The sequence below is a fragment of the Micromonospora sp. CNZ295 genome, from assembly GCF_004217535.1.
Window position 1 is genome coordinate 4962778 of record NZ_SHKZ01000001.1, and the last position, 14897, is coordinate 4977674.

Annotated in this window: 12 protein-coding genes; 7 read left to right on the top strand and 5 right to left on the bottom strand. The window is 71.3% G+C overall.

The window, feature by feature from the left end; all coding sequences use genetic code 11:
* The first annotated feature begins 165 nt into the window (after nt 1-165).
* From EV376_RS23175 to EV376_RS23185, 3 genes are read left to right on the top strand one after another with little or no spacing between them, the layout of a single operon-like run.
* On the top strand, nt 166-1122 hold the full coding sequence (locus EV376_RS23175; RefSeq protein ID WP_130326519.1) for an ABC transporter ATP-binding protein: 957 nt from the start codon (nt 166-168) through the stop codon (nt 1120-1122).
* Nucleotides 1119-1961 (top strand): ABC transporter permease subunit, encoded by an 843-nt coding sequence (locus EV376_RS23180; protein ID WP_165438071.1) that lies wholly within the window; start codon nt 1119-1121, stop codon nt 1959-1961. The genes EV376_RS23175 and EV376_RS23180 overlap by 4 nt, the downstream gene beginning before the upstream one ends.
* Before the next feature lie 17 nt (nt 1962-1978).
* Nucleotides 1979-2212, top strand: coding sequence for a hypothetical protein (locus EV376_RS23185; protein ID WP_130326523.1), 234 nt, complete (start codon nt 1979-1981; stop codon nt 2210-2212).
* Between the two features lie 211 nt (nt 2213-2423).
* On the opposite strand, the gene EV376_RS23190 is transcribed toward EV376_RS23185, so the two are convergent.
* From EV376_RS23190 to EV376_RS23205, 4 genes are all read right to left on the bottom strand, one after another.
* The gene (locus EV376_RS23190; RefSeq protein ID WP_130328815.1) at nt 2424-2957 is read right to left on the bottom strand and encodes a DUF305 domain-containing protein; all 534 of its coding nucleotides are present in this window, start codon (nt 2955-2957) and stop codon (nt 2424-2426) included.
* Nucleotides 2958-3013: 56 nt separating this feature from the next.
* The gene (locus EV376_RS23195) at nt 3014-3814 is read right to left on the bottom strand and encodes a lytic polysaccharide monooxygenase (RefSeq protein ID WP_130326525.1); all 801 of its coding nucleotides are present in this window, start codon (nt 3812-3814) and stop codon (nt 3014-3016) included.
* A 165-nt stretch (nt 3815-3979) separates the two neighbouring features.
* Nucleotides 3980-5305 (bottom strand): HAMP domain-containing protein, encoded by a 1326-nt coding sequence (locus tag EV376_RS23200; protein ID WP_130326527.1) that lies wholly within the window; start codon nt 5303-5305, stop codon nt 3980-3982.
* Nucleotides 5306-5336: 31 nt separating this feature from the next.
* Nucleotides 5337-6026: a response regulator transcription factor gene (locus EV376_RS23205; RefSeq protein WP_130326529.1), complete on the bottom strand. Its 690-nt coding sequence runs from the start codon at nt 6024-6026 to the stop codon at nt 5337-5339.
* A 38-nt stretch (nt 6027-6064) separates the two neighbouring features.
* Here EV376_RS23205 and EV376_RS23210 point away from each other — a divergent pair, with 38 nt between their 5' ends.
* Nucleotides 6065-6634 carry a hypothetical protein gene (locus tag EV376_RS23210; protein WP_130326531.1) on the top strand — a complete coding sequence of 190 codons (570 nt, stop codon included), beginning with the start codon at nt 6065-6067 and terminating at the stop codon, nt 6632-6634.
* Nucleotides 6635-6795: 161 nt separating this feature from the next.
* Here the strand turns inward: EV376_RS23210 and EV376_RS23215 are convergent, their stop codons facing one another.
* The gene (locus tag EV376_RS23215) at nt 6796-9204 is read right to left on the bottom strand and encodes an FG-GAP repeat domain-containing protein (RefSeq protein WP_165438072.1); all 2409 of its coding nucleotides are present in this window, start codon (nt 9202-9204) and stop codon (nt 6796-6798) included.
* 376 nt (nt 9205-9580) lie between these two features.
* Between EV376_RS23215 and EV376_RS23220 the strand changes: the two genes are divergently transcribed.
* From EV376_RS23220 to EV376_RS31025, 3 genes are all read left to right on the top strand, one after another.
* Nucleotides 9581-11953 carry a tetratricopeptide repeat protein gene (locus EV376_RS23220; RefSeq protein ID WP_165438073.1) on the top strand — a complete coding sequence of 791 codons (2373 nt, stop codon included), beginning with the start codon at nt 9581-9583 and terminating at the stop codon, nt 11951-11953.
* A 284-nt stretch (nt 11954-12237) separates the two neighbouring features.
* The gene (locus EV376_RS23230) at nt 12238-14292 is read left to right on the top strand and encodes a cation-translocating P-type ATPase (RefSeq protein WP_486482766.1); all 2055 of its coding nucleotides are present in this window, start codon (nt 12238-12240) and stop codon (nt 14290-14292) included.
* Nucleotides 14177-14872, top strand: a complete 696-nt coding sequence (locus tag EV376_RS31025) for a cation transporting ATPase C-terminal domain-containing protein (RefSeq protein WP_486482767.1) — start codon at nt 14177-14179, stop codon at nt 14870-14872. Before EV376_RS23230 ends, EV376_RS31025 begins: the two co-directional genes overlap by 116 nt.
* Nucleotides 14873-14897: the final 25 nt, after the last annotated feature.

A 14897-nucleotide genomic window follows, 5' to 3' on the forward strand; every position in this document is an offset into this window, starting at 1 on the left:
ATCCGGATCCGGAACGGGTAGCCGCCGAGCAGCCCTGCCCTTAACGAACAGTTAGTTTGCGGTTCGGCAATTAACCCTCCGTCACGCTCGAAATTTCTGAGGACAGCTGCATGAACAGTGCATCGAATTGTGGCCGACGAGCCCACGAGCGTTTGCGGCAACCCGGTGGCTGAGCAGCCATTCGCCATTGAGCTGCGCGGGGTGACGAAGCGTTATCCCGGCGGGGTCACCGCGGTCGACAGCCTGGACCTGCGGGTACCGGAAGGAGTCGTCTTCGGCTTCCTCGGCCCGAACGGCGCCGGCAAGACCACCACCATGCGCATGCTGGTCGGACTGGTCCGGCCGACGTCCGGCCGGATCCAGGTTCTCGGTCGGCCGCCCGGGACGCCGGCGCAGCTCGTCCGGGTGGGTGCCCTGATCGAGTCGCCCGCCTTCTATCCACACCTGTCCGGGCGGGACAATCTACGGCTGGCCGCCCGATACGCCGCCGTCCCCGACCGGGCCGCGGACCAGGTCCTCGACGAGGTGGGGCTGGCTCCACGGGCGGGCTCGCCGTTCCGCACCTACTCCCTCGGCATGAAACAACGCCTCGGGGTCGCCGCCGCGCTGCTCAAGCAGCCGAACCTGCTGATCCTGGACGAGCCAACCAACGGGCTCGACCCGGCCGGCGTCGCGGAGATTCGGGAACTGCTCCGCACGCTGGGCCGGGACGGGCGCACCGTGCTGCTCTCCAGTCACGTGCTCGGCGAGGTGGAGCAGGTCTGCGACCGGATCGCGGTGATCGCCCGGGGCCGCCTGGTCGCCGAGGGCACCCCGGACGAGCTGCGCGCCGCCCTCGGCGACGGGGCGCTGCTCATCGTCGCGGACCCGCTGGACAAGGCAGCCGCGTACCTGCGGGACCGCCCGGAGGTCCGATCGGTGGAGACGGCCGACGGGTGCCTGCGGGTGGGCGCCGACCCGGCCCTGGCCGCGGAGCTCAACCGAGGGCTGGTCGAGACGGGCATCCAGGTGCGGGAACTGCGGCCGGTGCGGCACTCCCTGGAGGAGGCGTTCCTGGATCTGACCGATCCGGCCGCACCCGAGCCGGCGACCGAATCGACAACCGAGGGAGGCCAACGGTGATCTCCTCCGTACGCGCGGCCTGGTTCGCCGACCGGAAACGACCGGGGGTCTGGGCGGTCACCCTCACCTGGATCGTGCTGGCGCTCGCGTTCGGCCTGGGGATCCCCTACCTGGTGCACCTGGCGCTCTCCGGTGACCCGGAACAGGCCGACGACGCCGCCACGCTGCTCGACGCCGTGTTGCCCGGCCAGCTCGTGACCACCGGAATCGGGCTGTTCCCCCTGTTCGGCGGCGCGATCGTGGTCATCCTCGGTGCGCTGGTGGTCGGCAACGAGTACCGCTGGGGGACCCTCAACCTCATCTTCACCCAGCGACCCCGGCGGGCTCAGGTGATGGCCGGGCACGCCGTCGCGCTCTGCGCGTTGACCCTGCTGCTGGTGGCGCTCACCTTCGCCGCGATGGCTGGTGTCACCGCGCTGCTCGCCCTGATCGAGGGCCGGGGCATGGCCTGGCCGCCGATCGGCAGACTCGCCGCGGCCGTCGCCGCGGCATGGCTGATCTGCACGGCGCACGCCAGCCTCGGCTACTTCCTCGCGATCGCGTTCCGGAGCACCGCCACCGCCATCGCCGTCGGGCTGGTGTGGACGCTGGTCCTGGAGAACGCGGTCAGCGGGCTGGCGCTGGTCCTGGCCCCGCTGGAGGTGGTCCGCGCCCTGCTGCTCGCGCCCAGTTCCGGAGCGTTGGCTGGAGCGCTCGGTGCCCGCTCCCAGTTCGACGGAGGGACCCCGGGGGTGATCGAGTCGGGCGGGGCGGCGCTGCCCGTCGCGGTCCTGGTCTGCTATGTGTTGGTGATGTTCGGGCTGGGTATCCGGCTGGCAGCACGCCGGGACGTCAGCTGAGCGGAAGGGGTGTCGGGTTGGATTTCCTTCTTGCCTTCGCGCTGACGGGGCTGATGGCCTGTGGCGGCTGGATCGCCTGGGCCGCCGTGCGGGCGTGGTCCCGGGCCCGGGCCCGGCGGCACGAGCTTCGACTCATCCGGGCGCGCTCGGCGGCCGACCTGCGCCAGGCGGAGCTTGCCGCACATGTCCGTGAGCTCGAGCTGGCCAACGAGACGTACGAGGACTTCGTCCGACGCCACCCCGAACGGTGACCGAGAGATCAGATTCTGATCGGCGTCCCGCCGCCGTCCGGGGAATGTAGCGGCACCGGGCCGTCGTCCTTGACGGCCGTGTGCTCCACGCCCGGGCGCTGGTCGCCCGAAGGGCGGTACGGCCGCACGGACCCGACGGGCACGAATGCCGGCCGGGCCGCCGCACCCCCCACAGCGGAGTACGGCGACCCGGGGTTCTCGGGCGGGCCGGTCAGCCGTTGAGTAACGCCAGCATCTGTGCGATCTGGTCGGCGCGGGACTCCGTGACCCGGCGGGCGAGTTCCTTGGTCTCGGGGTTCGCCCCCTCCGCCGCCTCCCGCTGGGACATCTCCACCGCGTTGTGCTGGTGGCCGACGAAGAGGTTGAGGAACTGCCGGTCGAAGTCAGGCCCGGACGCCTGCTCCAGCGCGGCGATCTGCTCGGCCCCCGTGGCCGGCAACCCTCCGTGCGCGGCGTGCGCGCCCGGATCGTGGTCGACCGTCGTCGGCTCGGACCAGGTGCCCAGCCAGGACTTCATCATCGTCACCTCGTCGCCCTGGGTGGCCTCGACGGCCGCGGCGAGGATCTTGATCTCCTCCCGTTGCGCCCGCGCCTTGGCCAGCCGGACGAGCTGCATGCCCTGCTCGTGGTGGGCGACCATCATCTGCAGGTAGGTGACGTCGGCGTCGTTGCGGGTGTCGCCGACCGGCACGGCCGCGGAGGCCGGCGGCCCCGGCTCGTCAGGCTCGGTGCCGCAGGCGGCCATCGAGAGTGGAGCCAGGACGGCCAACAGCAGTGCGACGCCGAGCCTGCTGCCGCGCCTCATGCCGGCAGCCACAGGGCGAGAGTGAACAGCGACGGCTCCCAGCTGCGGATCGCGCTGTGAGCCTGCCGGCAGCGGTAGCGCTTTCCGTCGAACGTGACCTCGTCGCCGACCCGGTACGCGACACCCGCCGCCCAGGCCGCGCCGGTCGGCGCACCGGTCTGGCCCGGGTTCGCCGGCTCGGTGGCCGTCGCGGTCTGCGTGGGCCGCACGGTCGGGGCCTGCGTCGGGACGCCGGTGGGGGCGGGAGTCGGCGTCTGGGCCGGCGGTGTGCCGCCCCCGCCGCCGACGTTGAGGTCGATGCAGTTGTAGAAGGCCATCGGGGTGTCGCCGATGTTCCAGATCGCCAGCACCGTCTGCCGGCCGGGGAACTTGCTCAGGTCGACCTGGTGGGTGACGACCGCCTCGGGCTGTCGGTTGCCGTCGTCGAACACCGCGACGCGGGTGTTGCCGATGAAGTACTCCCAGGTGCTGGTGCGGTGCCGGGCCGTCAACGCCCAGCTGAAGCTGACGGTGGAGCCCACCGCGCGTGCCGGCCAGTTGCGGCTGTTGTCGTTCAGCACGGCGAACTGCGAGAGCCCGCCGTCGCAGCTCTTGAGCCCCTTCGGCCCCTCCACGCTCTGCGGCTCGAACTGGATCGGGCCGCAGTCCGGTACGGCGCGCTGCGCGCACAGGGCCTGCCGGCTCGGCGGCGAGGAGACGTACCCGTGCGCCGCGGCGGGCGACTGGATCGCCAGCGTCGAGCCGGCGGCGGCCGCGACCGCCGCGAGCGGGTAGGCGATGATCTTGCGAATGGCCATCGTTTCGTCAACCGTCCTGTCGTGGGTTGTCGGACCGTCCGACACACCTCGAGTTACGGCTGTGGACGCTAGGCACGGGCGTCGTAACGAAGCCTTAAAGACTCCAGAAAGGATCTTTAAAGCGCGGTCCGTGGTCGCCCGGGCACCGTACGGGCAGGTGACGGCTCAGTCGCGATCGGCGCGCTGGCGTCGGCCACCCGGCCTGGAACGCTGATCCGGCGCGCCGTCCGCCGTGAGGAGGAGCGCCACCCGGGCGCCGCCCAGCGGCCCGCGTCCGATGTCGAGCCGGCCCCCGGCGGCGGTCGCCACCCGCTGCACGATGTCCAGGCCGAGCCCGGTCGAGCCGGCTCCGCTCGCGCCGCGCCGCACGGCTGCGGCGGGGTCGGCGATGCCGGGGCCGGCGTCGTCGACGATCAGCCCGCCCGGGGAGACGGTGACCCGGAACGCCGATTCCTCCGGGGTGTGCGCGAACACGTTGCCGAGCAGGGCGTCCACCGCCAGGATCAGGTCGCCGCGCGGCAGCGGCACCGGCACCGGTTGGTCACCGCCGGCCACCGTCCAGGGGCGCCGCTGATCCTCGGCCAGCACCGACCAGAACGCCAGCCGGTCGGCCAGCACCTCGACCAGGTCGGCGCTCTCGGCGCCGCGCTCGGTCACGCTGCGTCGGGCTCCCGTGATGATCGCTTCCATCTCCTCGTCGAGCAGGTCGCAGGCCTGGCGCATCCGTTCCCCGATGGGCCCGGGTGGCATCGCTTCGGCATCGAGGCGCAGCGCCGTCAGCGGTGTACGCAGGCGGTGCGACAGGTCGGCGGCCAACTCCCGCTCGGCGTCGATCAGCCGGCTCATGTCCTGGGCGAGCCCGTTGAACGCCTGCGCGGCGTCGCGCAGCTCCGGCGGGCCGTCGGGGTGGACCCGGGCGGTCAGGTCACCGGTGCCGAGTTGTCGCGCCGCGTCGGCGAGTCGACGGGTGGGCCGCACGATCCGGCCGGCCAGCCGGTCGGCGACGAGCGTGGAGCCGCCGACCAGGACGACGGCGAGGACCACGAGGGCCAGCCAGGAGCGCCACACCCCGCGCTCCATGTCCTCGCGGGGCACGTACACCTCGATCACCGCGGTCTGGTCATCGCTGATCACTGTGGGCAGCAGGTACGCCAGCCCACCGGCGGTGTCCGCGGTGACCGGGCGCCGGTACCCGGCGGCGAGCGTCACGTCGGCGGCACTGGCGTGCGCCACCCCGACCGGGGCCGCGTCGGGCAGGTGCACGGCGAGCCGCCCCTCGCTGCCCGCGGCGATGCTCGCCACCGCACGCGACAGCGACTGCGGGTCCGCGTCGACGGCGAGCGCCGCCACCATCGCCGCCGACTGCTGGCGGGCGTCGCCGATGGCCCGATCGTGCGCGAGCTGGCGGGTCACCACCGCGAGCGGTACGAGGAAGGCCAGCGCCACCATCGACGTGATGGCCAGCGCCAGCCGGTTGAGCGCCCACCTCATCGCGACCTCCGACCTCTCCCGGAACCGAGGGTCATCCCGGGTCGACCATCATGACGCCGACCCCGCGGACGGTGTGCAGCAGGCGCGGGTTGGCGGCCGTCTCGCCGAGCTTGCGCCGCAGCCAGGAGATGTGGACGTCGATCGTCTGCTCCTCGCCGATGCGGGCCTGCCGCCAGACCTCGGTCATCAGCTCTCGCCGGCTCACCACCTGCCCGACCCGCTCGGCGAGGTAGGTGAGCACGTCGTACTCCCGCCGGGTCAGCTTGATCGGCTCGCCGTTCATGGCGACCCGCCGCTCCTTGCGGCTGATCGTCAGCGGCCCGACGGTGATGGTGCCGGGCCCCTCATCGTCGGTGCTGCGCCGGTACCGCCGCAGCACCGCGGCGATGCGGGCCAGGATGTGTTCGCCGGAGAAGGGCTTGGTCACGTAGTCGTCGGCACCGGAGTTGAGCAGGTGGATGATGTCGGTCTCCGACCGGCGGGCCGTGGCGACGACGACCGGCACGTCGGAGATGGCCCGGATCATGCGGAGCGCATCGGTTCCGTCGATGTCGGGCAGCCCGAGGTCGAGGAGGATCAGGTCGGGCTGTTCGTCGGTCAGGATGCGCAGGGCCTCGGCGGCCTGGCCGACGGCCCGTACGACGTGGCCCGCGTCGGTCAGGGCGCGGGACAGTGCCGCGGTGATGATGCGGTCGTCCTCGACCAGCAGGATCAGCGCCATAGGATCACCCTATGGCGCAGGTGGGAGGGAGGATGATCATGCGTACGTTGCGCAACTGGGTGCCTACGCTGGTGTGGCTGGTAGCCACCGTCACCAGCATCGCGCTGGCCTCGGTCGCGCTGCTCCCCGTACTGCGCACCGCCCCAGCGGAGGAGGCACTCGCCTCGGTCCGCGAGCTGCGCCGCGGCGGCGCCGGCGGCGTCCCGCCGAGCGTCACGGCGCCGGCACAGCCGGTCCCGTCGTCGCCGCCGCCGTCGTCGGCCGCTCCGTCCGCCACGGCCCCGTCGGTCGCTGCGACGCCGACCCGCGGAGCCGGCGTGCGGCAGACGACGACCCGGGACGGCTGGACCGTCACCACGGACGCCGCTGGTGTGGCGACCTACCTGCGCTCGTTCCGGGTGGAGGGTGGCCAGACCGTGGTCCGGGCCAGCCGTGGGCGGGTGCAGCTCGTCACCGCCACTCCCGGCCCCGGGTACTCGGCGGAGACCGTGCAGGACACCCCGGACAACCTTGCGGTCTTCTTCCTCGAGCCGAATCACCACTTCGTCATCCACGTGGTGTGGCGCGACGACGCGCCGTTCGCCCAGGTGAGCGAGATCGGCGGCTGACCCGCGCACGGCCCGCGCATGCCGGGGTCGTGCGCGATCGGTCTGGCACGCGGGCCAGGTCAGCGACCCCGGCCAGCAGCGGATCCGGCGGGCTGAACGCCCGCCGGATCCCGTGGTCGGTCAGCTGCTTCCCTCATGTTTCCCGGTCGGGTCCAGGGCGGTCAGTTGACCGTTGAGGTGACCACGACTGAGCTGGTGGTGCTGCCCAGGAACGGTGTCGAGTCCATGCGTACGCACCTGAGTGAGTCGTTCGGATTCGTGTACCCCGCGGGGCAGTATTCCGGGTCGGCGTCGAGCGCGATGAGTTCGTAGTAGTGCCCGTTGACCAGGGCGTTCCAGCTGAACGGCGTACCGGAGTGGGTCGTCTGCCCGCAGGACCCGTAGTTGGTCCAGTTCGGCTGCTGGCTGCCCACGTGGACCCACGCGGAGCCGGCGGAGAGGTCCTTGACATAGATCTGCAGTGTGTGGGCCTCCGGCCAGGTGCAGTTGACCACCCGGTAGGTCTTGATGCCGGTGGGCGTGGGGTTCGTCGGCGGCGGTGGCGGGGGTTCGCTGACGTTGTACCACTTCAGGTCGATGCCCCAGGTCTGGTAACCCTTGACCAGGTAGGCGTCCGCGGCGGAGTTCCACAGCGCGAAGTAGTTCCCGGTGGTGATGTCCTGGCCGGCGTACGTCTTCCAGCCATCGTCCTCGCTGTCACCGAGGACGTACCACTCGTAGGACGGGGTGTCGGACAGCTGCAGGTTGACTCCGAAGGTCTGGTTGCCGTACTTCAGCCAGCCGCCGCCCCAGACCCGCAGCGCCACCGCCTGGCCCTTCATCAGGTGGGGTCCGCCCTGCGCCTGCACCCGCCACAGCGAGGTGTCCGCCCAGCCCAGGTTGACGCCGAAGGTCCGCTCGCCGTATACGAGTTCGCTCAGCGCGTTCTTGTTGTAGAGCCCCCCGGTTCCGTCATTGGTGCTGCTCAGGCCGTCCCACTGGCGTGCAGCCTTCGCGACGCTCTGCGGGAATACGTCGGGGTCCGGCCGCACCGTGCACAGCTCCGGGGTGTAGGCGGCTTCGGTGTCGTTGTAGGCGGCGATCCGGTAGCACTGGCCGCTGATGTCGCGTTCCGTGTCCACCCAGGTGTAGTCCTCGCGACCCTGGCCGCTACCGACCACGTTGCGCGTCGGAACCTGGTGCACCACCCGCCACTGGCCCTGCTTGTTGCGCTTTTCGACCCGGAAGCCGCGCTCGTTGTCCGAGCGGTCGAACCAGTTCACCGTGACCATCTTCTCGCTGACGAGCAGACCGGAGGGTTCGCCGTACCACCTGCCCGGACGGGTGATGGACGGGCCGGGCACGGCGGCGTACTTCGGGAAGTCGGCTGCGATCGCGTCGGTGACGATGAAGTGTGCTTCGCCGCTCGACCACGCCACCGGGAGGGTGGTCCAGCCTACCGCCCCGGTCAGGACCAGGTCTGTCATGCCGTTGGCGTCGAAGTCACCGCTGACCACCCTGGCCCCGGGCTCCTGCGCTCGGCCCGCGAAGCCCTCAAGCCGCTCCTCGACCACCTTGAACGTGCCATCCTCGTTGGACAAAGCAACCGGCACGCTGTCCCACTTCGCTCCCCCGGTCAACGCCAGATCCGTCCGGCCATCACCGTTGAAGTCACCACCGGTCACCCGCACCCCGGGCTCCTGCGCCCGACCCGCGAAGCCCTCAAGCCGCTCCTCGACCACCTTGAACGTGCCATCCTCGTTGGACAAAGCAACCGGCACGCTGTCCCACTTCGCTCCCCCGGTCAACGCCAGATCCGTCCGGCCATCACCGTTGAAGTCACCACCGGTCACCCGCACCCCGGGCTCCTGCGCCCGACCCACGAAGCCCTCAAGCCGCTCCTCGACCACCTTGAACGTGCCATCCTCGTTGGACAAAGCAACCGGCACGCTGTCCCACTTCGCTCCCCCGGTCAACGCCAGATCCGTCCGGCCATCACCGTTGAAGTCACCACCGGTCACCCGCACCCCGGGCTCCTGCGCCCGACCCACGAAGCCCTCAAGCCGCTCCTCGACCACCTTGAACGTGCCGTCGCCGTTCGACAGGGCTACCGGCAGGCCGCTCCAGGTGCTTCTGGGGCCGGGTGTCAGTGCCACGTCGGTGCGGCCGTCGTGGTTGAAGTCGCCGGTGGTCACTGTCACGCCAGGCTCCGCTGCCCGGACAGGGAAGTCGGACGACTCGGCGCTTGTCACTCGGAAGGTGCCGTCACCGCGAGAGAACGCCACCGGCAGGTGCCGCCAGGCGCTCGCGCCCGTCAGCGCCAGGTCGGTGCGCCCGTCCCCGTCGAAGTCACCGGTGAGGATCTGCGCTCCGGCGACCGCGGCCCACAAGGAGAACCTCGCGATGTCCTCGTCGGTCTCGTCGTCCGGGGCGTGCTTGAGATCGAAGGAGCCGTCGCGTTGGGCGAAGGCCACCGGCACGTTCCGCCACGTGGTCGCGCCCGTCAACGCCAGGTCGGTGCGCCCGTCCCCGTCGAAGTCCCCCGCGACCACCGAAGCGTCGAAGGTGCCAGCGGCGTTGGGTACCTTCACCACCGTTTCCGCGTGTACCGGTGCTCCTGTCGCGGCGACAATCGCCAGCGCGACCGGGCCAGCGGCCCACCGCCGCGCCCGGCGTCCTGCGCTCGGCCGTCCTGTTCTCGTCAAGGGTTTCGACCGCCTACGAGACATCGCTCTCCTCCGGGATCCGCCTGCCGATGGCCGATCCGCCGGAGCGCCATCGGGAGGCCACACCAATCGCTACCAACCGAAGGGCCAATGTCACAGACCGTCGTACGGGACGGATCGAATTCTGGACATCAGCGGACACAGATCCTGACTTATGCTGCGTGGCGCCGGTGCCGGTCCAGGAAGGCACCGGACAGCACCGGACGGCTGGAACGGACAGCGCCGGACACGAGGGAGCGCCATGCCGGTCAGGGTGAGTCCCGAGCGGAAGCTCCTGGCGGAGCTCTGCGACGACCTGCGGCTGCTGCGAGCTCAAGCTGGTGGGCCGAGCCTGCGGGCGCTGGCCTTCCAGGTCGGGCTCGGCAAGAGCCAGGTCGGCGCGATCTTGAGTGGCCGGATCCGCACACTGCCCGACTGGCGTGTGGTGAGCGGCTTGGTGGAGGGCTGTTACCGGTACGCAACTGACCACGGCCGGTTCGAGACGCTCGCGCTGCGCTCCGGCCTCAACGAGTACTGGCGGCCGCGGTATGCGGTGCTGGAGCATGCGTTCAGCCAGCACCGATCACCGACGTACCCGGCCCAGGAGGCGTTTGGGCCGCCGGTGATCCCCCGGCAACTTCCCCGGCCGGTACGGCACCTCGTCGGGCGTGGCGCCGAGTTGGCCGTACTGAGCAAAGCGTCGGGCCTCGTCGTGATCAGTGGTGTCGCGGGAGTCGGCAAGACCGCCCTGGCCCTGTCCTGGGCGCAGGACGTGGCGGATGAATTTCCGGACGGCCAGCTCTACGTGAACCTGCGCGGCTTCGACCCGTCCGGGTCGGTGCTGCTCCCGGGCGAGGCCGTACGTGCCTTCCTCGATGCGTTGGGGATACCGCCCCGGCAGGTACCGGCCGGCGAGGAAGCCCAGGTCGGTCTCTATCGGAGCCTGCTCGCGCAGCGGCGGGTCCTGGTGGTGCTGGACAACGCACGCGACGCCGACCAGGTACGACCGCTGCTACCCGGATCGTCCGGCTGCCTGGCCGTGGTGACCAGCCGCAGCCCGCTGGCCGGCCTCGTGGTCACCGAGGAGGCCCAATCACTGCGCCTCGACCAGCTGAGCGCCGTGGAGAGTGCCGATCTGCTCGCCGTCCGTATCGGCGCGGACCGGCTCGCGACCGACCCGGTCGCCACGGAACGCCTCGTCGCCGCGGCTGCGCGCCTCCCGCTCGCGTTGTGCGTCATCGCAGGCCGGGCCGCGATGCAGCCGAAACTTTCGCTGGCGGCCCTGGCCGACGAGATCTGCGGCGAACGGCAGGAAACCTCCCGGAGGGCGTTGGACGCTCTCCACGTCAGCGATTCGGCCGCCGACGTGCGGGCGGTCTTCTCCTGGTCGTATCACACGCTGGGCGCCGGCGCGGCGAAGCTGTTCCGGCTGTTGGGCCTGCACCCTGGTGAGGACATCGCGGTGCCGGCGGTGGCCAGCCTCGCCGGCGTCGATGCGGGACGTGTGCGGCGTGACCTCGCCGAGCTGACCGAGGCCGGCCTGCTCGATGAGCACCGCCCCCATCGGTACCGTCTGCACGACCTACTCCGCGCGTACGCGGTCGAGCTCGCCCACGAGGTGGACGCCGCGGATGACCGGGACGCGGCACTGAACCGGCTCTTCGACCACTACCTGCACACCGCGCACCTCGGTGCCCAGCGACAGCACCCGCTCTTCAGCCGGATCGCCCTCGCAGCGGTGCCGTCCGGGGTGACACCGGAAGCACTCGCCGACGCCACGGCGGCACAGACCTGGTTCGACGACGAGCGTCTGGTCCTGCTCGCGGTGGTCCATCAGGCCGCTCACCTGGGATTTCCCCGGCACGTGTGGCAGCTCGCCCTGGCGATCGCCAGCTATCTCGACCGGCAGGGACTCTGGCAGGACTGGTACGCCGTACAGATTCTCGCGCTGGACACGGCACGCCGTGACGGCCATCCGATCGGGCAGGCGCAGACCCACCGCACCCTCGCACGGGTCTGCTCCCGGCTGGGCCGCGCCGACGAGGCACGGGCGCATCTCGGCCTCGCACTCGAGTTGTTCGACCGCGGCGGCGACCGCGACGGGCTGGCACACACCCATCTCAACCTGGGGCAGGTACTCGAACGCCAGGGTCACCTGCGCGAGGCGCTGGACCACTCCCGCCGGGCGATGGACCTGTTCACCGAGACCCGCAACCTGGCGGGGCAGGCGTACACCCTCAACGCGGTCGGCTGGCAACTCGCCCTGCTCGGCGAGTACCAGGCCTCCGTCGACTCCTGCGAGCAGGCGCTCGACCGGTTGCGGTCGGTCGGTGACCGCCAGGGGGAGGCCGACGCCTGGGACAGCCTCGGTTACGCCCACCACCGGCTCGGCGACCACCGGAGGGCGATCGCCTGCTTCGGGCAGGCGCTCGACCTGTTCCGAGAGACCGGCGACCGCTACTCCGAAGCCAGCACGCTCGACCACCTCGGCGAGAGCCACCAGGCGGCGGGCGAGCCGGTTGCCGCACACGCGGCGTGGTGCCAGGCGCTGCCGATTCTTCAGCAGCTGGGGCATCCCGACGCCGAGCGGGTCACCGACCGGCTGCGGCAGGCGGCCGAGTCGCCACCGGAGTGAGGACGGCCCAGCACACCGCTGGCAGAGGTCCACGTGCAATCGCTGGTCCCGGACCGGGCCATACGGTCCGCGCGCTCGGCGCCGTGAGACCGACCTGGCGCACAACGGAAGCGAGGCGTTCGTGTTCATGCCGTTTTTGCGGCTTTATGTGATAGTCAGGACGAGGGCACGGGAATACTGGCGGTGCTGTCCGACGAAGCACGGGTGAGAGGCGTTCGAGCATTCCGCGGATTCCGGCGCCCCAGGCCGACCCTGCCCCGCCTTGGGCGCGAGAAGGGGCGGAGGTGGCCTGTGCACTGGGAGTCGATGCGCGGGTCGGATTAACCAGCCGGGAAGCGGCCGACCGGCTGGCCGCCGACGGTCCCAACCTGCTGCGGCGGGTGGCCCGTCGCGGCTGGCTCAACATCCTGGCGGCGCAGTTCCGCGACGTCGTGGTGGTGCTGCTCGCGGTGGCGGCAGTGGTGTCCTTCGCGTTCGGTCAGGTCGCTGAGGGCGCCGCGATCGTCGTGGTGCTCCTGCTCAACGGAGCGATCGGCTTCGTGACCGAGTTGCGTGCCGCGCGGTCGGTGGAGTCGCTGCGCACCCTCGGGCAGGTGACGGCCACCGTACGGCGCGCGGGGGAACGGCGGCGGGTGCCCGCAGAGGATCTCGTCGTCGGCGATGTGGTCCTGCTGGAGGGCGGCGACGTCGTCACGGCGGACCTGCGGCTGCTGGAGTCCTCGCGGCTGGAGGCAGACGAGTCCGCGCTGACCGGCGAGTCGGTGCCAATTGGCAAGACCGTCGAGCCGGTGCCGGGGGACGCCCCACTCGGGGACCGGACGAACATGGTGTTCAAGGGAACCGCGGTCACCCAGGGCAGCGGCGCGGGCCTCGTGGTGGCCACCGGGATGGGCACCGAGCTCGGCCGGATCTCCTCGCTGGTGCAGCAATCGCAGGGCGGGTCCACGCCGCTGCAGATCCGGCTCGACCGGCTGGGCAGGCGGCTGGTCTGGGTGACCGCGATCGTGGCGGCGCTGGTGGTCGTCGCCGGACTGCTCGGCCGCCAGGAGCTTTCCCTGACGCTGCGCACCGCCATCGCGCTCGCGGTGGCCGCCATCCCGGAGGGTCTCCCGGTCGTGGCCACCCTGGCCCTCGCCCGGGGGGTGCTGCGAATGGCGCGGCAGCGTGCGCTGGTCGAGCGATTGTCGGCGGTGGAGACTCTGGGCTCGACCAACGTGATCCTCACCGACAAGACCGGCACGCTCACCGAGAACCGGATGACCCTCGAGATGATCGAGCTGTCCGCCGGTCCCGTCACCGCCGCCGTGTGGCGGCGGCCTGAGCAGCCGCGCTCCCCTGCGCTGCTGCGCGCGCTGCGGATCGGCGCACTGTGCAACGATGCCAGCCTCGGCGACGGGCCGCCGGCCGGGCGCGACGCCGGTGAGGGGCGGGACGGGCGGGGGCCGTCAGGGGATCCGATGGAGATTGCCCTGCTCGTGGCCGCCACCGAGGTCGGGCTGTCCGGGCAGGGCCTGGCGCAGGAGTACCCGCGGATCGCTACTGAGGCGTTCGACCCGGCGAAGAAGATGATGGCGACCGTGCATCGGCACGACGAAGGCCTGCTGGTGGCCGTCAAGGGAGCGCCCGAGGCCGTCCTGGCTGCCTGCCACCAGGTGGCCACCGAGACCGGCGTCGAGGAGTTGGACCGGGCGGCCCGGGACGATTGGCACGCCCGGGCCGACCAGTTGGCCGCCGAGGGGCTCCGGGTCCTCGCCCTCGCCGACCGCACTGCCCAGAACGTCGGCGCGGATCCGTACGCGGAGCTGACGCTGGTCGGCCTGGTCGGGCTGCTCGACCCGCCGCGGCAGCACGTCGGCGAGGCCGTCTGGTCGTGTCGTCAGGCCGGCATCCGCGTCGTCATGGTGACCGGCGACCATCTGCGTACCGGCGAGGCCATCGGCCACCGCATCGGCCTCATCGGGCCGGGCGAGACCGTGGTTCACGGCAGCGAGCTACGCCCGCCCTCGGAACTGGCACCCGCCGAGCGGGACCGGCTACGCCGCGCCGCGGTCATCGCGCGCGCCTCGCCCGAGCAGAAGATCGACCTGCTGGCTCTGCACCAGGACAGCGGCGACACGGTCGCCATGATCGGCGACGGGGTCAACGGCGCACCGGCGTTGAGCAGGGCCGACATCGGTGGCGATGGGCCAGCGGGGTACCGACGTCGCCCGCGAGGCCGCCGACATGATCCTGCGCGACGACCGCTTCGAGACCATCGTGACCGCCGTCGAGCAGGGCCGCACGATCTTCGACAACATCCGCAAGTTCGTCGTCTACCTGCTCACCTGCAACCTCAGTGAAATCCTCGTCGTCGGCGTCGGCAGCCTCGCCGGCGGGCCGCTGCCGCTGTCGCCGATCCAGATCCTCTTCCTCAATCTGATCACCGACGTGTTTCCCGCCCTCGCCCTCGGGCTGGGGTCGAGTAGCAGCGACGTCCTGCGCCGACCGCCCCGGCACCCGGCCGAGTCGGTACTCACCCGTAGGCACTGGCAGGGCATCGTCGGGTATGCGGCAGTGATCAGCGCCGCCACCCTGACGGCCCTGGCGATGGCCACCACCTGGCTGGCCCTGCCCGCACCCCAGGCGGTGACGATCTCATTCCTCACCCTGGCCTTTGCTCAACTCTGGTACGTGTTCAACACCGCCGACCCGGCCTCGGGCCTGCTGTTCAACGAGGTCAGCCGCAACCGATGGGTCTGGGCCGCCATCGCGCTGTGCGCCGCCGTGCTGCTGTCCGCCGTCTACCTGCCGGTGCTTTCCGGGGCCCTGTCCGTCGTCGAACCGGGCCGCACCGGTTGGACGCTTATCCTCGCGATGAGCCTCGTCCCGCTCGCCGTCGGCAGAGCCATGCACCTGGGGCGCCGGGCAACCCCTCGGTAGCCTCGCCGGTCGACGAGGCGGCGCT